The sequence below is a fragment of the Bacillus sp. JKS001846 genome (assembly GCF_900176455.1).
GTDB lineage: Bacteria > Bacillota > Bacilli > Bacillales > Bacillaceae_G > Bacillus_A > Bacillus_A cereus.
The window spans coordinates 5,306,315-5,328,756 of sequence record NZ_FWYG01000001.1 but is presented as its reverse complement, the minus strand read 5'-3'; the positions used below and the strand labels follow the sequence as shown (position 1 = coordinate 5,328,756).

The window sequence follows — 22,442 nt, the reverse complement described above, 5'->3', positions numbered from 1 at the left end:
TTGTTTAATCAAATTTTAATTTTTTTAATGCTTCCGCGAATGGGTTATTTAATGGTTCTTCTTCTTTTTTCTGTTGTTTCATATATTTTTGAACGTCGCGTTTATCGGCTTTGTTTCCAGATTCTTTTTTACGTCGCTCTTGGAATGTTGATAATTTCTCGCGATAGCCACATTTACATGCGAAAATTTGGCCTGCACCCTCACCACGTAATTCTAGTTTCTTTTTACATTGCGGACAGCGAGCATTTGTTGTACGAGATACATTTTTACGATGACCACATTCACGGTCTTGGCATACGAGCATTTTCCCCTTTTTTCCATTTACTTCTAGCATTGGTTTACCGCAATCTGGACAAGACTTCGTTGAAATGTTGTCATGTTTATATTTCTTATCACTCGATTTAATTTCAGCAACAATTTCTTTCGTATAGTTCTTCATTTCCGAAATGAATACTTCTTTCTTTAATTTTCCTTTTGCAATTGCTTCAAGTTTTTGTTCCCACTCACCAGTTAGTGTAGGTGATTTTAATTCTTCTGGTACTAAATCAAGTAATTGACGACCTTTTGATGTAATGTGAATATCTTTACCACGTTTTTCAATTAAGAAAGAATTGAAAAGTTTGTCGATAATATCTGCACGTGTCGCTACAGTACCTAATCCACCAGTCGATTTTAACGTATCAGCAAGTTGTTTATTTTGCGTATCCATATATTTTGTAGGATTCTCCATTGCTGAAAGTAAAGTTGCTTCATTAAAGCGTGCAGGTGCTTTCGTTTGACCTGATGTTTGCATAAGTAACTTTACAGTTAATGTATCGCCCTTTTCAATGTGAGGTAGAATCTGCTCTTTTACGTCATCAGTTACATCATCGTCTTCAAATCGATTTTCGTATACTTCCTTCCAACCAGCATGTAAAATCGTTTTTCCGCGTGCAATGAATGTTTCATTGCCGACCTTTGTGCGTAACGTTAGTTGTTCGTATTCGAATGCTGGGAATAAAACAGCTAAGAAACGTTTTACAACTAAATCATAAATTTTGCGTTCTTTATCTGTGAATGCTGCGAAGTTAACGTATCCTTCTGTTGGAATAATCGCATGATGATCGCTTACTTTACTATCATCAACAAATGATTTGTTAGGTTTGATAGGCTTTTGTAATACTTTATGTGCGAAGGGACGGTATTCTCCAACACCACATGCTTTTAGACGTTCTGGAAGTGTTCCGACGATATCAGATGAAATGTAGCGTGAATCTGTACGAGGGTACGTTAGTACTTTATGCTGTTCATACAATTTTTGCATAATATTTAATGTTTCTTTAGCAGAGTAACCGAACTTTTTATTTGCATCACGTTGCAATTCAGTTAAATCGTAAAGACCAGGAGAGAATGACTTCTTCTGTTTCTTATCAATTTCCACAACAGTAGCATTTTGTTTATCTAAACTTTTTACAATACCATCGATTTTTTCTTTATTAAAACTACGGCTATTGCCATTTGCATCTTGCCAAGTAAGTTTGAGCTTCTCCATTGTTTGAGCTTCGATGCCGTAGTAAGTTTGAGCTTTGAAGTTCTTTATTTCATCTTCACGACTAGCAATCATAGCAACAGTAGGGGTTTGTACACGGCCGCAATTTAACTGGGCATTAAAGCGAGTCGTTAAAGCACGAGTTGCATTAAGACCGATATACCAGTCAGCTTCTGAACGTGCAACTGCTGAAGCGTATAAATTGTCATAGGCTTTACCTGGTTTTAAATTTGCAAAACCATCTTTAATTGCTTTATCGGTTACAGAAGAAATCCATAAACGTTTGATTGGTTTATTTAGTTTAACTTTATCGATAATCCAGCGTGCGACTAATTCCCCTTCACGTCCAGCGTCTGTTGCTACAATAATTTCATTTACATCTTTTCTAAGTAGCTGACTTTTTACAGCATTAAATTGTTTACCAGTTTGTTTAATAACTGTTAATTTCAAACGCTCAGGTAGCATCGGTAAATCTTCTAAATTCCACTTTTTATATTTCACATCATAACTTTCTGGATCTGCTAATGTAACGAGATGACCTAAAGCCCAAGTTACAATATATTTACTACCTTCAAGGTAGCCATTTCCTTTTTTATCGCACTTAAGTACACGAGCAATATCTCGTGCAACGGAAGGTTTTTCAGCGATTACAACGCTTTTTGACATATTAAAAACATCCTTTCAAATTTCCATAAGTTAAATATAGCATACATCTTCTTGAGATTCAGTTTCGCTCCATATTTGATCGGTTTTTAGTGGGATGAACAAAACACTCACTGATTAAAGTTTCACTTGATTATGTTTATTGTTATATAGGTTGCTTCTATATTAAATAGAAAAGTAAAGAACTTGTTATTTTAGTAGAATAAGAGTAGACTTTGAAGTAGATGAATAATAAGCACATGGGAGTTTGTGGATGCAAACTGAGAGTATGACTAGTCCGTCATTGACCATTTGAACCTGTTGGATAATGCCAGCGTAGGGAGAGTGTAAAAGCACATGTTCAGGCACTTTGCGTACGCGCAAAGTGTCTTTTTGTGTATCTCCCATCATTATAGTTAGGAGATGAAAAGGATGAATATGAAAGAAATTAGTAAAGTAGTGGATTTGGTGAGAGAATCTAATCCGCTCGTTCATAATATTACAAATGTTGTTGTAACAAATTTTACTGCTAACGGTTTGTTGGCACTTGGAGCATCGCCTGTAATGGCGTATGCAAAAGAAGAAGTAGCAGAAATGGCTAGCATTGCTGGAGCGTTAGTATTAAATATGGGGACACTTCGTCCTGAAGAAGTAGAAGCGATGTTACTCGCGGGTAAATCAGCAAATGCGAACAATGTGCCAGTACTATTTGACCCAGTTGGTGCAGGAGCAACTTCGTATCGAACAGAAGTTGCGAGACATATTCCAGCCGAAATAGATTTAGCAATTATCCGCGGAAATGCGGCTGAAATAGCAAATGTTATTAATGAGAAATGGGAAATTAAAGGGGTAGACGCTGGTACTGGAAATTGCAATGTTGTAAGTATTGCAAGGCAGGCAGCAGATGAACTAAATACAGTTGCGGTCATTACTGGAAAAGAAGATGTTGTTACAGATGGAGAGAGAACTATTGTTATTCGAAATGGTCACCCTATTTTAACGAAAGTTACGGGAACAGGTTGTTTACTAACTTCTGTAATAGGAGCATTTGTAGCAGTGGAAAAAGATTATGTTAAAGCAGCAGTAGCAGCATTAACGTTTTATGGTGTAGCTTCGGAACTGGCAGCTGCTAAGACCGCGGAAAAGGGACCTGGTAGTTTCCAAATTGAATTTTTAAATCAATTAGCGAATACAACTTCAGGTGATATTGAGAAGTATGGGAAGATTGTGGAGTTAGAGTAAGAGGGAGTGAAAGAAATGGCACGCATTGAAATAGATAAAATGTCTAAGCTATTGCAAGTGTATTTTATTATGGGAAGTAATAACTGCACGAGGGATCCTTTAGCTGTATTGAAAGAAGCGTTAGATGGTGGAGTGACAATTTTTCAGTTTCGCGAGAAGGGGGAAGGTTCTTTAATCGGAGAAGATAGAGTGCGCTTTGCAAAAGAATTGCAGACGCTTTGTAAGGAATATAGTGTTCCTTTCATTGTAAATGATGATGTAGAATTAGCCATTGAATTAGATGCAGATGGTGTTCATGTTGGACAAGATGATGAAGGAATTACATCTGTTCGTGAAAAAATGGGAGATAAAATTATCGGCGTATCTGCTCATACAATTGAAGAAGCACGTTTTGCAATCGAAAATGGAGCGGATTATTTAGGTGTTGGTCCTATTTTCCCAACGAGTACGAAAAAAGATACGAAAGCGGTTCAAGGAACGAAAGGATTAGCTTATTTTAGAGAACAAGGAATTACAGTGCCAATCGTTGGTATTGGTGGGATTACAATTGAAAATACAGCGGCAGTTATAGAGGCGGGTGCGGACGGTGTTTCAGTTATTTCAGCAATTAGTTTAGCGGAATCTGCGTATGAAAGTACGAGAAAATTAGTTGAAGAAGTAAAGAGAAGTTTGTAGGGAAGGAAGTGTAGTATTTTAAGTGCTACATGAAGAAATAGACTGCCCAAAATTTAAACAAATATTTGATTAAAAAAGCACAAACCTTTTTAAATAAAGGTTTGTGCTTTTTCTTTAAAACATAATTGAAATTAAGAGCATTCCAATTCCGATAGAAGTAAATGTTGCAATTAGGCCCGGAATCATAAAACTATGATTTAATACGTATTTACCGATACCTGTTGTACCAGTACGGTCAAAGTTAATGGCAGCAACGATTGTTCCATAGTTTGGAATGAAGAAATATCCATTTACTGCAGGGAACATCGCAATCAGTAGCGCTGGTGGAATACCAAGAGATAGTCCAAGTGGCATTAAGGCACGAACTGTTGCTGCTTGGCTGTACAGTAAAATAGATAGAATGAATAGTGCGATAGCAAATAGCCAAGGTGCACTTGTTACTAAATGCTGAATCGATCCTTGAATCATATTTAAGTTTCCATTAAAGAAAGTATCTCCCATCCAAGCGATACCGAAAATAGCAACAACTGCTGTTGCTCCTGCTTTAAAGACGTTACCAGATACAATGCTTTCTACATTTGGTTTACAGAAAATAATAATAAGAGCCGCGATAGTTAACATAACCATCTCAATTGTGTTCGGCATGGAAAGACGGGCTAACTTCCCATCAACTATCCATCCTGGACGAAGTGCTTCAAATGAACCAAGAAGTACAACAAGGAAGGTTCCTACAAGGAAAAGGATAACTGATAATTTTGCGCCCTTTACACCTACAAATTCTTTTTTCTCTTCAAGCTTAGGAATTAATCCTTCTTTTAATCGTTTTAAGTATTCAGGGTCTTCACTTAATTCTTTTCCCATCTTACTAGCAACAAATGCAGCTATCATACAAGCGATGAAAGTAGAAGGGATACTTACTTTTAAAATATCTAATAAGGTGATTTTATAGTCAGCTAACATTGCTAAAAGAGCAACTGTGGCAGCTGAAATTGGACTAGCTGTAATTGCTTGTTGAGAAGCGATTACGGCAATCGACATTGGGCGTTCCGGTCTAATCCCTGATTCACGAGAGACTTCTGCAATAACAGGAAGTACAGAATAGGCAACGTGACCAGTACCTGCACATAGTGTGAATAAATAAGTAACAATTGGAGCAAAAAAAGTAATACGCTTTGGATTTTTTCGTAATGCCTTTTCAGCTAGATGAACAAGGTAGTCCATTCCTCCAGCGGCTTGCAAAGCACCAGCAGCTGTAATTACTGCCAAAATCATAAGCATTACATCGATAGGAGGCGCCGTTGGTTGTAAGTGGAAGACAAAAACGAGTATTGCCATACCAACTCCACCCATTACTCCTAAACCAACTCCGCCTAGGCGTGCACCAATAAAAATACAGAGTAACAAGGTAAGAAATTGTAGCCAAAACATGATAAACTACCTCCGAAATTCATTAGTTAAGATATATTCGAATAGTTTAATTTGAATGAAAATTAAATAAATACCCGAAGAAATCCTTGTTATTTATACATTTTTTATTATATAACATAAAAAAAGTAACATTCACGTACTTTTTGAAATTATTTTGAAAAAGCAATGCGTTAAAAATTTGTATTTATATCTCTAAATAAGTAGACATTTTGATTTATATGTTGTAATCTTTGAAAGAGAATAAATTAATTCTCATAGAACTCCCATATCGTTCAACTCGTTCAGCGAGAAAGGCAAACTGATGGAAACATGAGGACGCAAAACTACAGGAGCTAAGGTCGAAAGGCTACGCTAGCCAGTTACCGGACGGATAGGGTTGGTCTTTGCCAATGCTTTTACATTGGCTTTTTTTTATTCTCGAACATATTGAGAAACATTTTCAAACAAAATATTCATATATTTTGTTTTTTTGTTTATGTTGATTAAGGAAGGTGGATATTAATGAAAAAATATTGGCATAAGTTATCGTTCCTTCAAAAGAACGTCTTATTAACCGTACTAGTTATTTTGACGCTTGTTGGAAGTATGGGTGCGTTAAGTTTCAACATGTTTCAAAATAGTATGATGTCTTTATTTGAAAGGCAGTCTATTGAAACAGGAGAAATAGTATTAAAAAAATTGGATTTAGAGTTAGTTAGAGACATGGCGAAAGATCCTACAGCCGAAAAAGTGAAAAAAGAAAAGTTAACAGAGAAATTAGATGAAGTATCAAAAGAATTGAAAAGTGTTGGACAAACGTATGTTACAGGAGCAAAGCCGAATGAAAAGCGAGAATTACAACTCGTTGGTTTGACTACAGAGTTAACAAATGCATTCCCTATAAAGACGGGAGATTATTATGAACAACCCGCTCATTGGATGAAGGCATACGATAAAGTGATTGATACGAAAAAGGCACAAATGACAGAAGTATATGAAGATGAAATAGGTTCGTGGGTGACAATATTAGAACCAATTACGGATGGAGAAAACAATATTGTTGCAATTATTGCGGCTGACTTAGATGCTTCCATTGTTCCTATTACAAAAGAGAAGTTTATGATACAGGGTTTACTCTTTATCATTATTTCATTAGCAATTGCGACTATTACTCAATTCTTTATCGTGCGTCACTCGTTAGCTCCATTAAAAGATTTACGAGAAGGGTTACGTAAAATTGGTGAAGGTGACTTAAGTGTTAAATTAAAAGAAAGACCAGATGATATTGGAATTATTAATGTTTATTTCAATAACACCATTGAAAAATTTAAAGGGATTATAGATAAAGTAAGGCAAACTGCTGAGCAAGTTTCTTCTTCTTCACAAGAATTGTCGGCGAGTACAGAGGAAAACAGCATGGCAGTTCAAGAGATTGCAAGTTCTATTGAAGGTTTAAGAGTAGGGGCACAGTCTCAAAAAACTTCAGTACAACAATGTTTAGGAATTGTACATGGAATGGAAGATAAGGTAGAAGAAATAACTGGGGCTGCAAAACAAGTTGCGGTTGCTTCTGAAGGTATGGAACAACATTCAATTGAAGGTAATGAAGTGATTGGACAAATTATTAATCAAATGAGTTTAATCCAAAATGCAGTACAAGATTTATCTTCCATCATTTATTCGTTAGAAACAAGGTCAAAAGAAATTAGTGATATCGTAACTGTAATTACAGGTATTTCAAATCAAACAAATTTATTAGCTTTAAATGCTTCTATTGAGGCTTCACGTGCTGGAGCAGCTGGAAGAGGGTTTGCAGTTGTTGCTGATGAAGTACGAAAATTAGCAGAACAAACGGAAGCGTCTGCAAAAGATATAGCGAAATTAATTGGTGAAACACAAGCTGAGACAGAAGATGCTGTAGTTTCCATGCAAAAAGGTTCAAAAGAAGTAGAAACTGGAATTTCGCTTGTTCAAAGTAGTGGAGATTTCTTTGAAAAAATCTCAAAATCAGCGCAATCTGTTACAGATCAAGTAAAAGCTGTTTCCGGTAATTCGAGTGACATTTTACAAAATAGCCAGAACATTGTTCAAGTCGTAAATGAATTATCACATATTGCAAATACTTATGCCAACAGCAGTAGTAATGTTGAAGAAAGCATGAAAGAGCAAGAAATATCAGTACAAGATATTGCAGAATTAGCGACTTCTTTAAGTTGGCTTTCTCAGGAATTACAAGAGCTTATTGGTGAGTTTAAAAGCGAATAAGGAGAAAGTTCAATTCTAATCAAGGGGGTATCTCCGCTACTGATTATGAATTGAACGAATCTGCCCTTTAATAAGGGATGAAAAAGGTGTGAATTTTCACACCTTTATTATATTTAAGAGAGGAATTTACATAAATATGAAATTAGCAATTTCTTATAATGAGATGGTAAAAGAATTTTTAGGAAAAGTAGAAGGAAGTATTAAAATACCTAAAGATGTGCAAGGAACAGAACTTAGGATAAAAAGGAAAACGGAACTGTTTTCAAATTTGACTCACATTGTAGATTTAATAGGAGCGACTGCAACGTGGTTATATCATATTTCTAAAGAAAAACATATTGTCGTGCTTTATCATGTAAGAGGAAATTTATTTCCAATTACTATTGAAGTTTCTAATTTTCTCTCCTATGAAAGTTTAAATTTACAAATTGAAGAGCAACTGGAGCAAATTAAAGAAATGAATGAGGAAGAAATAGAAGAGTTTCAAAACGGTAATACATTATATGAAATGTCACCTATTATTATTGGTGAAACATATTATGAGCTAAAAGACACGAATACATTACAATTTGTATTTAGTAAAAATATGCAAAGTGTAGAAATAATATTTAATAGTGTTAATTGGAAAGAGACAACGATTACTCGTTATGCACAACAAATACAAGGTGTTTTAGTTGATATATCACAAAATACTAATAAGTATATAAAACATTTTAATATTATTACAGAGGCCGAGATGGCACTTTATAGTCAAGTGAATGATACGACAGCAGTATATCCTGAGAAAAGTATCGTCGATATGTTCTATAATACTGTTACTCAATTTCCAAATCGTATAGCTTTATCTTCAAGGGAAGGTACTTTAACTTATGAGGAGCTAAATAAAAAAAGTAATCAAATAGCTCATATGTTAATTAAAAACGGCGTCCAATTAGGAGACTATGTTGGAATATTTATGAAACGTAGCATAGACACAGTAGTAAGTATGGTAGCTATATTAAAAGCTGGTGCAGCGTATGTTCCGATTGATCCAGATTATCCGGAAAGTAGAATACAGTACATTATTCAAGATAGCCAAGCGAAAGTTATATTGATGAAAGAGACGCCTATAACATGTGATGGGGTTCAAACAGTTTCATTGTATGATAGTGAAACTTATGAAGATATAGATGTAAAGTTGTCTATTCATTGTGATGATGTAGCTTATATGATTTATACATCGGGTTCAACAGGGAATCCAAAGGGAACGATGTTAGCACATAGAGGCGTTGTTAATCTGTACACTTGGATGAAAAAGCAATATGAATTGACAGAAGAGGATGTATTTGCTCAATTTCCTTCCTTTAGTTTCGATGCTTCTGTATGGGAGTCATTTGCTTCTTTATTCTGCGGAGGAAACTTGTATGTACTATTAGAGGAAGAGCGATTGTCTGTAGAGGCATTTGCAAATGCAATCTATAAAGTGAAAGCAACTTCAATCTTGGCATTAGCAACAATTTTTGTTCGACAAGTAGCAACTTATTTAGCAGAAGAAGATATATATAAGCTAGCTTCCCTAAAAAGAATTGCGATTGGTGGTGAAATGTTGCCTGTAGAGGTTATTAAATTGTGGAGAGAAAGAATAGGTACAAATGTTGAAATTTATAATGTATACGGACCGACAGAATGTACTGTAGTGACGACAACCTATAAAATACCTAGTCAGTTAAATGAGGATGTTGCGAGTATTCCCATTGGTAAACCATGTGCTAATTATCAAGTTATGATTTTGGATGAGAATATGAATCTTTGTCCAATTGGTGTACCTGGTGAATTATATATAGATTCAGTGGGATTAGCAAAAGGGTATTTTAATAAGCCTAATAAAACAATTGAAGCTTTTATTCCGAACCCTTTTAATCCTATAGTTAATATATATAAAACAGGTGATATCGTTAAGTTGCTAGAGGATGGAAATATAGAGTTTTTACATCGGAAAGATGATCAAGTAAAAATTAGAGGACATCGTATTGAACTAGGAGAAATCCAAAGTAAAATTTCTCAAAATCATAATATAAAAGAAAATGCTGTTTTTGCTAAGAAGAGTAAGGAAGGTAGCCAATATTTAATCGCGTTCTATACAACTTTAAATAAAAAAGAAATACCAGAATTAGTTTATCAGTTACAAGAGCAATTACCAGATTATATGGTGCCATCTAAACTAATTTATATTAATGAATTACCACTTACACCTAATAAAAAGATTGATGTTAAGAAGTTAGCTCAGTTAGAAGAAAAGTATGAACCGGTTCGGCTACAAGAATATGTTGCACCTTCTAATAAAGCAGAAAAACAAATCGCGAACGCCTGGGCGGAAGTATTAGGAATTTCAAAAGTTGGAGTGCATGATGATTTCTTTACAATTGGTGGACATTCATTAAAAGTATTACGAGTCTTAACATTGTTAAAAGAAAATTTCTCACATTTAACAATTCAAGATTTCTTTAAAGAAAGAACGATATATGGATTAGCTCGAATTGAGCGAGAAGTAAAAGTAGAGAAAGAAGAAGTATTTCGTGAATATAAAGTGATTCACGAGCCAGATACTATCACGTATGCAAACGTTTTGGAAGAAACCCAGATTTCAAATGTCTTTTTAACAGGAGCTACTGGTTATTTAGGATCACACATATTATATGAATTGTTGAGAGATACATCTGCTACTATTTATTGTTTAGTAAGACCAACCAAAGATGTGCAGCAAAGAATTATAGATACATTAACAGGCTACTTTAATGATATATGTGAAGAATGGTTACAGCGTATACAGGCCGTAGCTGGTGATCTGGGAGAAGAGTATCTTGGGATGAGCGAAGAAGAATTTATGTTCATCAGTTCTAAGATGGATACGATAATTCATTGCGGTGCAGATGTAAGACATTTTGGAGATGTAAAACAATTTGAAAATATAAATGTCCAAGGAACTAGCCGTATGCTAGCATTAGCGGAGAAAGGTGCTACATTCCATTTTATTTCTACAATTGGTATCCCGTTAGAATTAGCGGTATATCAATGGGATACATACATGAAAACTGGTGATTTTAATTACAGTGTAGACTTAGAGAATGTATATTCAAATAGTAAACTACAAGCGGAAAACATTGTTCGTGAAGCAATGAAAAATGGTTTGCGCGGAAATATTTATCGTGCAGGTAATTTAGCATGTCATTCAGAAACAGGTTCGTTCCAACAAAATATTGAAGGAAACGCATTTTATCGTCTTATTAAAACAATGCTATTAATTGGGAAAGCACCAAATGTGAAGTGGAAAGTTGATTTCACACCAATTGATTTTGCTAGTAAATCAATTGTATCGTATTTACAAGATGCGCAAATTGTAGGAGAGACGTTACATATTTGTCATCCACATCAAATTGAGTTTGAACAATTTATACAGCTAATTGGAGAGTGTGGATACAATCTTGAAATGGTTCCACTTTCAGAATATGTAAATACCGGACTTGCATTAGCGAAGGGAAATGAAGTAATAGCAGAGTTAATTGCTTCTCAAGTTGCAGGAGATGGAGCACAGCAATCTGAAATTGTAATGGGTACGCGTAGAACGAATGAATGGATTAAGAAAAAAGAATTGATAGTACCAGCAATTAATAAAGAATTTATACAGCAGTTATTAGCTCATGGTGAAAAAGTTGGTTATTTTCCAAAAATAATGAAATGATTATGCATGCTTTTGTTTGTTCAATAAAATAAATCATGCTACAATGAAAACGAATTAAGGACCGGGGAGCCAATTGGCTGAGAGGATGTAAGTAAACATCGACCCTCAACCTGATCTGGATAATGCCAGCGTAGGGAGTTACTTAAAGTGATGTAGCATATGTTATTCTGTAATAACTTGCATACAAGGCTTTCCTACGCAGTAGGAAAGCCTTTTCTTATTTTTGAAATTTAATTTTATAAGGGGGATTTTATTATGTCACAACAAGTTACAATGTCATTTTCAGTAGTACCACAAGCGAAAACGAAAGATGTATATTCTGTTGTCGATAAAGCAATTGAAGTTGTGCAACAATCGGGAGTTCGTTATGAAGTAGGGGCAATGGAAACAACTTTGGAAGGAGAATTAGATGTACTTCTTGATGTCGTTAAACGTGCGCAACAAGCTTGCGTCGATGCTGGAGCAGAAGAAGTGATTACTTCTATTAAAATCCATTATCGTCCAAGCACTGGTGTAACGATAGATGAAAAGGTTTGGAAGTACCGTGATGAATATGCAAAACCAGAAGCAATCTAAACTTATTACAACTATTTGGCTTATCCTTCTCATTGCGATATGGGAAGGATCTGTTTCATTATTTAAAATCGAACCGTGGATTTTACCAAAGCCTTCTGCCATTGTTCAAGAATTAATTGGGATGAAAGATTTACTATTACCAAATACGATGCAAACACTGCAGGAAGTTATAATTGGACTATTCTTTGCAATTTTATTGGGGACGAGCATCGCAATTATTATGGATGTTATACCGTTATTTCGTATTTTAATAAATCCATTGCTCGTTATTTCGCAAACAATTCCAATTGTTGTACTTGCACCGCTATTTATTATTTGGTTTGGATATGGGATGTTGCCGAAAGTAATGGTCGTAATACTCGTTTGTTTCTTCCCAATTGCGCTTAGTATTTTAGAAGGTTTTCAAACAGTAGATAAAAATATGCTGAAACTGTTACAAACAATGAAGGCGACGAAATGGCAAGTTTACCAGAAGGTAAAATTTCCAGCAGTGCTCCCATACTTTTTCTCAGGTTTAAAAATTGCAGTTACATATAGCGTAATGGGGGCAATTATCGGAGAATGGCTCGGTGCAAGTGAAGGATTAGGCGTTATGCTTACGAGGGCTACAAAATCCTTTTTGACTGCCCGAGTATTTGGTGTTGCAGCAATCATCGTTATGGTGACATTATGCCTGTATTTTATCGTAGAGTTTATGGCAAGAATAACAGCACCATGGATATATAGAAAGGACGGCAGAAAATGAAAAAAGGTTTGAAAGTTATGTTAGCTGCCTTAGTAGCGGTAGGTGTGGCTGGATGTAATCCGGCGAAGAAAGAAGAAAGTGCAAGTAAAGAGCAAAAAGTAAAAGTAGTATTAGATTGGTTTCCAAATACGAATCATACTGGCTTGTATGTAGCGAAAACGAAAGATTATTACAAAAAGCAAGGATTAGATGTAGAAATTATTCAACCAGGTGACAATGTAACAGCAGAGCAAATGATAGCATCAGGAAAAGCAGACTTCGCAATAAGTGCACAAGAAAATGTAACGTTAGCTCGTGTAGAAGGAATTCCTGTTGTATCTGTAGGAGCGATTATTCAGCATAACACTTCAGCGTTTGCATCGCTTAAGAAAGACAATATGACGTCACCGAAAGATTTTGAAGGTAAACGTTACGGCGGCTGGGGAGGACCAGCAGAAGAAGCGACATTAAAGACGATTATGGATAAACATCAAGCTGATTTTAATAAAGTTGAAAAAATCATCTTAGGACAAACAGATTTCTTTAAATCAATTGGCCGTGATGCAGATTTCGAATGGATTTATTACGGTTGGGATGGTATTGAAGCGAAGCGTCAAGGAAAAGAGTTAAATACGATTATGGTGAAGGACTTAGATCCAGCGCTTGATTTCTATAGTCCTGTTATTATTACGAGTGAAAAACATACGAAGCAAGATAAAGACTTTGTGAAAAAGTTTATGAGTGCAACGACAGAAGGTTATAATTTTGCAATTAAGGAACCGAAAGAGGCTGCTGATATTTTAATTAAAGCTGTTCCAGATGTGAATAAAGATTTAGTTCAAGAAAGCCAAAAATGGTTAAGTACGAAGTATCAAGATGATGCTAAAGCATGGGGAGTACAGAAGGAAGAAATTTGGACGAATTACATGAATTTCTTATATGACAACAAAGTTATTAAAAAGAAAATCGATGTAAAAGATGCTTTTACAAATGAATTCCTTCCAAGTGAAAAATGAGCGGATTACAAATAAAAAATATAGTAAAATCTTTCGACGGAAAGAATGTATTAGAGAATATTAGTGCCTCTATACAAGAGGGAGAGTTTGTTTCCTTTGTAGGACCGAGTGGTTGCGGGAAAAGCACATTATTAAACATGATTGCAAATGTTGAAAAACCAACAAGCGGGAACGTAACGTATAACGATAAGCAAGTACAAGAGCAAGATGTTGTTAGTTATATGCCACAACAAGATTTATTACTACCGTGGCGATCAGCTTTGCAAAATATCGTTCTTCCGTTAGAAATTGAAGGAAAGCCGAAAAAACAAAGGCTGACAGAAGGAATGGAAGCATTAAAGCAGTTCGAACTAGATGAATATGCAAACCATTATCCAGATGAATTGTCTGGTGGTATGCGTCAAAGAATTAGTTTTCTGCGCACATATTTATGTGAAAAGCCAATTATGCTGCTTGATGAGCCTTTTGGTAAATTAGATGCATTTACAAAAATGGAAGTACATAGCTGGCTTTTAAACTCTTGGCATCAAGAGAAGCAAACAATCGTTATGGTTACACATGACTTAGATGAGGCAATCTTGCTTTCAGATCGCGTATTTATTTTATCTCAAAGACCAGCGTCAATAGTTGGCGAGGTACAAGTGAAATTACCTAGGCCGAGAAAGATGGATATGTTAACATCACTTGAATTAAAAAAGGATAAAGAAGAGATTTTAAGTGTGTTAGCTCCTTATATGAAAAAATAGAAAAAGCTGATGTTTTAATTTTAGACGAACCGACTAATCATTTGGATGTAGAAACTAAGATGGCTTTATAGGAAGCATTACAACAATACAAAGGAACGGTTTTAATTGTCTCACATGAACCTTCTTTCTATGAATCGTGGATAACAAAAGTATGGAATATAGAAGATTGGAATGCTGAACAATATGAATAAAGAAAAGGCATTAGCTTTTATGAGCTAATGCCTTTTCTTTGTGATTAACATGATTTTCGAGAACTCTTACATGAGAATTGTATGAAGAAGCACTCTTATGGTGCGCTTATAAGCGTGCTTTTTCTTTTGTTATATTTATAATAATACGAAAGCCTTTCCCTAACAGGTGACTATCTTTCTTTATATATATAGATAGTTCAAAATGGAATGAAAATAATTCCTTTATGTAAATGATAATATGGATATTATAGGAAGACAATAGAAATTAAAGGAAATCCATGTAAAATTCAAATAAACTTCATATAAACTTCATATTAGAAACTAAATATAATTATAACAAGTTATTGAGATATTTTTGATTTTTCGTAAAATTAAAAGTTTGAATTTAGGAGGTATTGCTCAAACCTAAATTCAAACTTTAGTGAAGTAATTAATGGATATTACGTCTAGTTTTCGCTAATGACGGCATTTAAAAGTTCGGCAGGATTACCTGTTCCTGCACCGCCAATTGTAATAGATCCACCAGAAGGAATTTCACCATTCCATCCTGCGTTCGTAATTACATAATGATTATTTGTTTTACTACTAATTTTAGAATCCCAAACTTGTGTTAAATTGCCGCTATAATCAAATTCTAATTTCCAATTTTTAATAGGAGTCGTTCCATTATTTTTGATTATAATCGAGAAGTTATAACCGCTGCCCCAATTCGAAGTGACTGAAAATGTAGCAGTACCATTTCCATCAGGAGGTGTCGTATTAGCTTCATCCGTTTTGACAGTAAGAGCGGTAGGTTGTGATTTATTTCCAGCAGCATCTTTGGCAATTATTGAAAATGTGTATTCCGTATTAGGTTTTAAGTTTTTAATTGTAATGCTATTTGTTGTTGTACTCCATTTCTCTTCTCCAGCAGTAATTTCATATTCCGTAACTCCTACGTTATCAGTAGATGCAGTCCAGTTTAATTGAACTGAGTTTGAATTTTTATTCGTAACTACAATGTTTTTAACATTCGTTGGTGGCTCAGTATCTTTTTGATTAATAGGTCCACCAAGTAATTCTTTTACTAGCGTATCAAGTAATTTTGGACCACTGCAACTATATTTTGGACTTGTACGGCAATCTCCGCTTAGTTCCCAAAACATTGCTCCACTTAAACCTTTCGTCTTTATATAGTCTGTTTTGTATTTCATAGATTCATTGTCATCGTAGCTAATAAATGTGCCTGTAGTTGCATTATATAAGTAAGGTACTTTAGCTGTGTCATTCCAGTAGCGTACAAAACCATTTTTATTAACGTAATTGGCTGCTAAATCACCGTAATCATACACACCTGTGTCACCGGTAGAGTAATCATCCCAAGTACCTTTAGAAGCAAGTTTCCCATCACTACCTGGTTTGCAAGGTTGATATTGTCCGTTATTTTCTTTGCCACAACTTTTCCAGCCACGTCCGTAAAAGGGTACGCCTAATACTAGTTTATCGACTGGAACACCTTCATTTGTATAAACATTTATAGCACCATCTACGTAAAAATTCGTATTTGCTGCTGGGTCATTTGGATCCTTATATAGAGCTGCATTATGATTAGAAGTAGCTTCCCATCCGCCGTGGAAATCATATGTCATAATATTAATCCAATCGAGTATTTGAGAAATTTTCTTTAGTTCTGTATGATCAGCGTAGCGTTGGCTTGCACCTGAAGCGATTGTTAGTAAATATTGTTTGCCATCTTCAGCACCTGCTTTATTCAAAGCATTTCGGACGTCTTGAAGAAGGAGAGTGAAATTTTGTTTATCTTCAGGACGATAACTACCACCAGGAATCGTTTCAACGCCCGGATATTCCCAGTCTAAATCTACGCCATCAAACCCATATGCGCGAAGAAAAGCTACTGTAGATTCAGCAAATACTTTTCTTGTTTTTTCATCAGCGGCCATATCAGAAAAGCGGTTAGACCAAGTCCAGCCACCAACGGAAATAATTGTTTTTAAGTGAGGATATTTAGCTTTTAATCGTTTTAGTTCCCCGAAATTTCCGCAACGGGCATATTTATCGCAATCTTCCCAAGTTGTCCCTGAGGCAGGATACGATTTGGTAACATCAGCCCATGGTTCCCCGAGTACGAGAGTACCATTAGGAACCTCTTTATTTTGCAATGGTACACCAGATTCTTTACAGTTCCACGTTTGTTTATTTGGATTATCAGGATGAGTAGAAGGGTTTCCATGTTTTCCATTCCAACAAATATCCGCGAAAGCATAGTTAAGGTGAGTAAGTTTTGATGCATCAATGTCAGCAACTTGATAATTACGTCCGTAAACGCCCCACGAAGGAAAGTACCCAACAATTTTTTGACTTTGCTTTGGTGAATCTGCTAATGCGAGATTTGGAGTAATAAAATTTGTGAGAAAAAGAGGTAAGAAAAGTAGTAGGGATAGTAATAGCAGTGTGAATTTTTGAGACCTCATAGCCATTTCTCCTTTCAAAATAAAAGATATATTTAAAGGCATACGCCAATAAATCAAAATGAATCTAGACGTGTGAAACGTCTAGATAAAATGATCAGACATCACGAAGTCTATACAAGGGAGCTGGGGGTGATTAAATCGTAACAAATGTAAGATTTAGTGTAAACGCTTTATTAAGTTGAAAAAGACTTTCTCAATACAAAAAGGCTTGAATACAAACTATATATGAAAACGAAAGATTGGTATGGGAGGAAATAGCTCATTATAAATAAATTTGAGAAAAAATTGTATGGAGCCAATTATTAAAGACGTAGAAAGATAAGGAAATATCATGTAAAATAATAGTAAAAATATGTAAAGGAGGGAATAGTGTGGATGTGTTTTTGAACATTGCTGAAGAAAAAATTCGACAAGCAATACGGAATGGTGATCTTGATTATCTTCCGGGAAAAGGAAAACCACTACAATTAGAAGATCTTTCAATGGTACCTCCAGAACTTAGAATGAGTTATAAAATTTTAAAAAATGCGGGAATGATTCCACCAGAAATGGAACTACAAAAAGATATATTAAAAATAGAGGATCTAATTGCTTGCTGTTATGATGAAGCAGAGAGAAAAGAATTACAAGAAGAGTTAACAGCAAAAACGCTTCGTTTTCAGCAGGTAATGGAAAAGAGAAAGATTAAAGATAGTTCAGCTTTTCGTATGTATCAAGACAAAGTATTTCGTAAATTACGCTAAGAGGGATAAGATGACTACATTTAAAACGATAGAAGAATTAGCGACCTATATCGAAGAACAACAATTGGTACTTCTGTTTATTAAAACGGAAAATTGTGGTGTTTGTGATGTTATGCTAAGAAAAGTAAATTGCGTATTAGAGAATTATGATTACGTAGAGAAAATAGAGATATTACTACAAGACATGCAGGAGATTGCGGGGCGATATGGAGTATTTACAGGGCCAACAATTTTATTATTTCATAATGGAAAAGAAATTCTTCGTGAATCACGCTTCATTTCACTTGAAAATCTAGAGAGAACCATTCAATTATTCGAGGAATAAGGGAGGCTTTTAAATGGAATTTATTATTGTCATACTATTATTTGTTGTAGTTGGAACAATCGTAACAGCAGTTCGATCGAACAAAAAGAAGGTAAATCTTACAAAACAAAATAACATTCATAATTCATCTAACAGCTCATCACCATTATTTTTCTTTGCTGGATCTGATAATGATAGCTCGCATGATGGCGGCTCACATGATTGTGGAGGATCTTTTGGGGGAGATAGCGGAGGAAGCTGTGGTGGCGGTGGTGATTGATAAAAATGCGCCTTATATAGGCGTATTTCTTTTTAAACAAACGTTTGATTAGTCGGCTTACATATGCATAAACACAGTTAAACAAACGTTTGTTTAATATTTTTAACATACTAAGGGGAATGGAAATGAAAAGGGAACCGAAAGTGAAAAATAAGGGGAAAGTAGTGTTATTTTTATTAGCTGCGGGAGGCGTATTTCTTGTTAAATTAGCATTTAAATTTGGAACCATACATATGATTCGAACTTGGTTTGAAAGTACGTTTTCTTAAATAAGGAATATAGCCTCTTGCGATAGAGGTTTTTGATTTGTTATTATTAGACTGAACGGTCGGTTTAATGAGGTGTGAATATGAGAAGAAGCGCAGAAGAGATAAAGAAAGAAATTGCATATAAAGCAGAAAGTCTATTTTCACAGAAGGGCTACGCAGCTACATCTATGGAAGAGATTTGTGAAATTACAGAGCGAAGTAAAGGAAGTATTTATTATCACTTTAAAAGTAAAGAAGAATTATTTTTATTTGTAGTGAAACAGCATACGTATGATTGGATTGAAAAATGGAATGAAAAAGAGAAGTTGTATAGCACTAGTACTGAAAAACTATATGGTCTCGCGGAATATCATGTAGAGGACATACAGCAACCAATTTCAAATGCAATAGAGGAATTCTCTATGAGCCAAGTTGTAAGTAAAGAGATTCTGGATGAACTGTTAGCTTTAACTAGAGAATCATATGTTATGTTTGAGAAATTAATTGAAGTAGGTATACAGTCTGGAGAGTTCCGTGAAGATAATACTCGTGATCTTATGTATATTGTAAACGGATTATTATCAGGACTTGGAGTGCTTTACTACGAATTAGATTATAAAGAGCTGAAACGTATTTATAAAAAGGCAATAGATGTATTGTTAAAAGGAATGGCAGCTGAATAATAGGTCAGTTGCTTTTCTTACAAAATAAATTAGACCGAACGGTCGGTTTATGAAAGGGGAATGAAAATGAACGCTTTATTTAAAAACCGAGCATTTATGCTCGTTATGGCGTCTGATATTTTACAACAATTTGCAATTTGGATCAGAAATATGGCTCTTTTGTATTTTATAATGGAGCGAACGAATAATGATCCAGTTTCTGTTTCGTTGTTATCAGTTATGGAATATGCACCTATTTTTATTTTCTCGTTTATCGGTGGTGCGCTAGCTGATCGCTGGAATCCGAAAAGAACAATGGTCGCTGGAGATGTATTAAGTGTACTGTCTATTATAGGAATTGTCTTGTTGTTAAAGCTGGATTATTGGCAGGCTATATTTTTTGCAACACTCATTTCCGCGATTGTAGGTCAGTTTTCTCAGCCCTCATCTTCGCGTATATTTAAGCGCTATGTAAAAGAAGGAGAGGTAGCAAATGCGATTGCATTTAACCAAACATTACAGTCATTATTTCTGATTTTTGGACCAGTGGTAGGATCGCTTGTGTATACACAACTTGGTTTATTTACATCACTATATAGCTTAATCATTTTATTTTTGTTATCTGCTATCGCCCTTTCATTCTTACCAAAATGGGTTGAAAAAGAGCAGGTGGCGAGAGACTCATTAAAAAATGATATAAAAGAAGGTTGGAAGTATGTTCTTCATACGAAAAATTTACGTATGATTACGATCACTTTTACAATTATGGGTTTAGCTGTTGGATTAACGAATCCATTAGAAGTATTTCTTGTAATTGAACGTTTAGGTATGGAAAAAGAAGCTGTTCAATATTTAGCGGCAGCTGACGGAATAGGTATGTTACTCGGTGGTATTGTTGCTGCAGTTTTCGCTTCAAAAGTGAATCCGAAAAAGATGTTTGTATTCGGTATGGGTATATTAGCCCTTTCATTTTTAGTAGAAGGGCTATCTACATCATTTTGGATTACTAGTTTCATGAGATTTGGAACAGGTATTTGTTTAGCTTGTGTTAATATTGTTGTCGGTACGCTTATGATTCAACTTGTACCAGAAAATATGGTTGGAAGAGTAAATGGAACGATTTTACCACTGTTTATGGGGGCAATGCTAATTGGAACTTCATTAGCTGGAGGATTAAAGGAACTAACTTCACTAGTTACTGTGTTTTGTATAGCGATGGCACTTATTTTATTAGCGATAGGGCCAGTTGTACGTATGCAAATAAAGAAAGAAGATATCGCTAACAAAGAGGCACTAACAAATTCATTAGCTTCAAAATAACTATTGTAAGGGAGCAATATTGCTCCTTTTTTCTTTGAGGAACTTTTGACAACTATATGAGCCAATTATATACTGATGTTGTAAAAACGATTTTACAGGTTAGGAGCAATGGTGTGAAAAATCAAATCTATGAATTACGCACTGAAAATAATATTTCACAAGGCGCATTAGCTGATAAATGTAAGGTTTCTAGACAAACGATAAATGCAATTGAGAATAATAAATATGATCCAAGCTTAGCGTTAGCGTTCCGTTTAGCTGAAGTATTAGGAACAACTGTTGATAAATTATTTTTGTACAAGCAGTAGAGTCGTTCATTATAAGGCGCACCTTTAAAAATAAAAAAGATCCTCTTCTTATGAGAAGAGGATCTTTTCTTATAGCGTTTTAGTCTTTGGACTAGGTGGTGTAACGGATGTATTATTTTCTGGAACTCTAGTTAGTAAGAATCCTCCGATAATAAATAGAACAATAATACTAAGAACACCAGCGTTTGTTTTTCCTGTTAATTGCGTTGTAACACCGACTAATACCGGACCCATAATTGCGGCAAACTTCCCAAATATATTATAAAATCCGAAGAATTCATTAGCAGATTCTTTTGGTACTAGTTTTGCAAAGTATGAACGACTTAGTGCTTGAATACCACCTTGAGATGTAGCAACTAACATTGCTAAAATCCAAAAATCAAGTGTCGTTTTTAAAAAATAAGCATATGTGCAAATAATGATATAAATAATGATACCGACATATAGCATTTTTTTGCCAGTAAATGTTTCAGATAATTTTCCGTATAGTAAAGCAAATGGACAAGCGACAATTTGTGTTACAAATAATATGATTAATAGATTCGTTGCACTAATACCGAGATCGGTTCCGTAAGCGGTAGACATAGTAATAATTGTATCGACTCCGTCAATATAGAAAAAGTAAGCGATTAGAAACATAAATACAGTTTTATATTCTTTAATATTTTTAAAAGTATCAGCAAGACGTTTGAAGCTCATTCTAATAGGTCTTGGATGACGCTCAATATAGTGTGTTTGCTCTACGTTTTTTAGCATTGGAATTGTAAATAACCCCCACCAAAGAGCTGTTATTGCAAAGGAAATTTGACTAGCAATGCCGACCGATAAGGGAATAGTTCCTTTTTGAGAAAGAATAATAAGAGCGATACAACCGATAAAAGGAATTGTACTCCCGATATAACCTAATGCAAATCCTCTTGTAGAAATTCGGTCCATTCTATCTTCAGAAGTGACGTCTACTAAAAATGCATCATAGAAAATGTTTGCTCCAGCAAAGCCGATTAAGGCGAGCATATAGCACCCTAGCAATAAGTACCACTGAGAGGTTGGAACGACTGCTAACATACTTGTAAATACGATACCGAGTCCAAAGAAGAATGTGAAAAAACGTTTTTTAAATCCTTTATAATCAGCAACTGTGCCAAGAATAGGAGCAAGTATAGAAATTAAAAGTGTTGCGAATGAGTTTGCATATCCCCAATATGCTGTTGAAGTTGCCCCAGATAGTCCAGCTTCTTTTGCAGCTGCTTTAAAGTAAATTGGAAATAATGCAGTTGTAATGACGAGCGAGTATACAGAGTTCGCCCAATCGTATAATATCCAGCTTTTTTCTTGTCTGGACATTTTTTTCATATAATGTTCCCCCTTAAATTTGT

General features: G+C 35.0%; 19 protein-coding genes, 1 pseudogene and 3 riboswitches. Of the genes and pseudogenes, 16 read left to right on the top strand and 4 right to left on the bottom strand.

Annotated elements, in window-relative coordinates; translation table 11 throughout:
• Positions 1-4: 4 nt before the first annotated feature.
• A complete protein-coding gene (gene topB / locus B9A45_RS28305) occupies positions 5-2,194 on the bottom strand; it encodes a DNA topoisomerase III (RefSeq protein ID WP_000047299.1) in 2,190 nt (729 codons plus the stop codon).
• Between the two features lie 226 nt (positions 2,195-2,420).
• Positions 2,421-2,530, top strand: a riboswitch (TPP riboswitch).
• Between the two features lie 72 nt (positions 2,531-2,602).
• Between topB and thiM the strand changes: the two genes are divergently transcribed.
• Complete coding sequence (gene thiM, locus B9A45_RS28300; protein ID WP_084065550.1) at positions 2,603-3,412, top strand: hydroxyethylthiazole kinase; 810 nt, start codon at positions 2,603-2,605, stop codon at positions 3,410-3,412.
• A gap of 15 nt (positions 3,413-3,427) precedes the next feature.
• Complete coding sequence (thiE, locus tag B9A45_RS28295) at positions 3,428-4,087, top strand: thiamine phosphate synthase (protein WP_000090961.1); 660 nt, start codon at positions 3,428-3,430, stop codon at positions 4,085-4,087.
• 114 nt (positions 4,088-4,201) lie between these two features.
• Here the strand turns inward: thiE and B9A45_RS28290 are convergent, their stop codons facing one another.
• Positions 4,202-5,515 (bottom strand): anaerobic C4-dicarboxylate transporter family protein, encoded by a 1,314-nt coding sequence (locus tag B9A45_RS28290; protein ID WP_084065549.1) that lies wholly within the window; start codon positions 5,513-5,515, stop codon positions 4,202-4,204.
• Between the two features lie 282 nt (positions 5,516-5,797).
• Positions 5,798-5,882: riboswitch (cyclic di-GMP riboswitch) on the top strand.
• A gap of 134 nt (positions 5,883-6,016) precedes the next feature.
• On the opposite strand from B9A45_RS28290, the gene B9A45_RS28285 reads away from it, so the two are divergent.
• From B9A45_RS28285 to B9A45_RS28255, 7 genes and pseudogenes are all read left to right on the top strand, one after another.
• A complete protein-coding gene (locus tag B9A45_RS28285; RefSeq protein WP_000761075.1) occupies positions 6,017-7,759 on the top strand; it encodes a methyl-accepting chemotaxis protein in 1,743 nt (580 codons plus the stop codon).
• A 136-nt stretch (positions 7,760-7,895) separates the two neighbouring features.
• Positions 7,896-11,477: a non-ribosomal peptide synthetase family protein gene (locus B9A45_RS28280; protein WP_097919580.1), complete on the top strand. Its 3,582-nt coding sequence runs from the start codon at positions 7,896-7,898 to the stop codon at positions 11,475-11,477.
• Between the two features lie 52 nt (positions 11,478-11,529).
• Positions 11,530-11,631: riboswitch (TPP riboswitch) on the top strand.
• Positions 11,632-11,732: 101 nt separating this feature from the next.
• Complete coding sequence (locus B9A45_RS28275) at positions 11,733-12,053, top strand: MTH1187 family thiamine-binding protein (RefSeq protein ID WP_000082906.1); 321 nt, start codon at positions 11,733-11,735, stop codon at positions 12,051-12,053.
• A complete protein-coding gene (locus B9A45_RS28270) occupies positions 12,025-12,798 on the top strand; it encodes an ABC transporter permease (RefSeq protein WP_001057166.1) in 774 nt (257 codons plus the stop codon). The genes B9A45_RS28275 and B9A45_RS28270 overlap by 29 nt, the downstream gene beginning before the upstream one ends.
• Positions 12,795-13,793, top strand: coding sequence for an ABC transporter substrate-binding protein (locus B9A45_RS28265; protein WP_084065548.1), 999 nt, complete (start codon positions 12,795-12,797; stop codon positions 13,791-13,793). Before B9A45_RS28270 ends, B9A45_RS28265 begins: the two co-directional genes overlap by 4 nt.
• On the top strand, positions 13,790-14,539 hold the full coding sequence (locus tag B9A45_RS28260) for an ABC transporter ATP-binding protein (protein WP_053512353.1): 750 nt from the start codon (positions 13,790-13,792) through the stop codon (positions 14,537-14,539). The genes B9A45_RS28265 and B9A45_RS28260 overlap by 4 nt, the downstream gene beginning before the upstream one ends.
• A 2-nt stretch (positions 14,540-14,541) precedes the next feature.
• Positions 14,542-14,730: pseudogene (locus B9A45_RS28255) on the top strand (ABC transporter ATP-binding protein); the annotation flags it as partial.
• Between the two features lie 446 nt (positions 14,731-15,176).
• Here B9A45_RS28255 and B9A45_RS28250 read toward each other — a convergent pair.
• Positions 15,177-17,201, bottom strand: a complete 2,025-nt coding sequence (locus B9A45_RS28250) for a glycosyl hydrolase family 18 protein (protein ID WP_084065547.1) — start codon at positions 17,199-17,201, stop codon at positions 15,177-15,179.
• A 371-nt stretch (positions 17,202-17,572) separates the two neighbouring features.
• Here B9A45_RS28250 and B9A45_RS28240 point away from each other — a divergent pair, with 371 nt between their 5' ends.
• The 7 genes from B9A45_RS28240 to B9A45_RS28210 all read left to right on the top strand — a co-directional run bounded on the left by B9A45_RS28240 (position 17,573) and on the right by B9A45_RS28210 (position 21,066).
• The gene (locus B9A45_RS28240) at positions 17,573-17,944 is read left to right on the top strand and encodes a DnaJ family domain-containing protein (protein WP_016111321.1); all 372 of its coding nucleotides are present in this window, start codon (positions 17,573-17,575) and stop codon (positions 17,942-17,944) included.
• Positions 17,945-17,954: 10 nt separating this feature from the next.
• The gene (locus B9A45_RS28235; protein ID WP_000206517.1) at positions 17,955-18,269 is read left to right on the top strand and encodes a thioredoxin family protein; all 315 of its coding nucleotides are present in this window, start codon (positions 17,955-17,957) and stop codon (positions 18,267-18,269) included.
• Positions 18,270-18,282: 13 nt separating this feature from the next.
• Positions 18,283-18,528 carry a hypothetical protein gene (locus B9A45_RS28230; protein ID WP_000394369.1) on the top strand — a complete coding sequence of 82 codons (246 nt, stop codon included), beginning with the start codon at positions 18,283-18,285 and terminating at the stop codon, positions 18,526-18,528.
• A 125-nt stretch (positions 18,529-18,653) separates the two neighbouring features.
• On the top strand, positions 18,654-18,797 hold the full coding sequence (locus B9A45_RS28225; RefSeq protein ID WP_000817981.1) for a hypothetical protein: 144 nt from the start codon (positions 18,654-18,656) through the stop codon (positions 18,795-18,797).
• An 80-nt stretch (positions 18,798-18,877) separates the two neighbouring features.
• A complete protein-coding gene (locus tag B9A45_RS28220) occupies positions 18,878-19,459 on the top strand; it encodes a TetR/AcrR family transcriptional regulator (protein WP_001254434.1) in 582 nt (193 codons plus the stop codon).
• Between the two features lie 66 nt (positions 19,460-19,525).
• Positions 19,526-20,758 (top strand): MFS transporter, encoded by a 1,233-nt coding sequence (locus tag B9A45_RS28215; protein WP_000992568.1) that lies wholly within the window; start codon positions 19,526-19,528, stop codon positions 20,756-20,758.
• 56 nt (positions 20,759-20,814) lie between these two features.
• Entirely contained in the window at positions 20,815-21,066 is a 252-nt protein-coding gene (locus tag B9A45_RS28210; RefSeq protein WP_002023181.1) for a helix-turn-helix transcriptional regulator, read from the top strand.
• 69 nt (positions 21,067-21,135) lie between these two features.
• Here the strand turns inward: B9A45_RS28210 and B9A45_RS28205 are convergent, their stop codons facing one another.
• Positions 21,136-22,419 carry an MFS transporter gene (locus tag B9A45_RS28205; protein WP_000738812.1) on the bottom strand — a complete coding sequence of 428 codons (1,284 nt, stop codon included), beginning with the start codon at positions 22,417-22,419 and terminating at the stop codon, positions 21,136-21,138.
• Between the last annotated feature and the right edge of the window lie 23 nt (positions 22,420-22,442).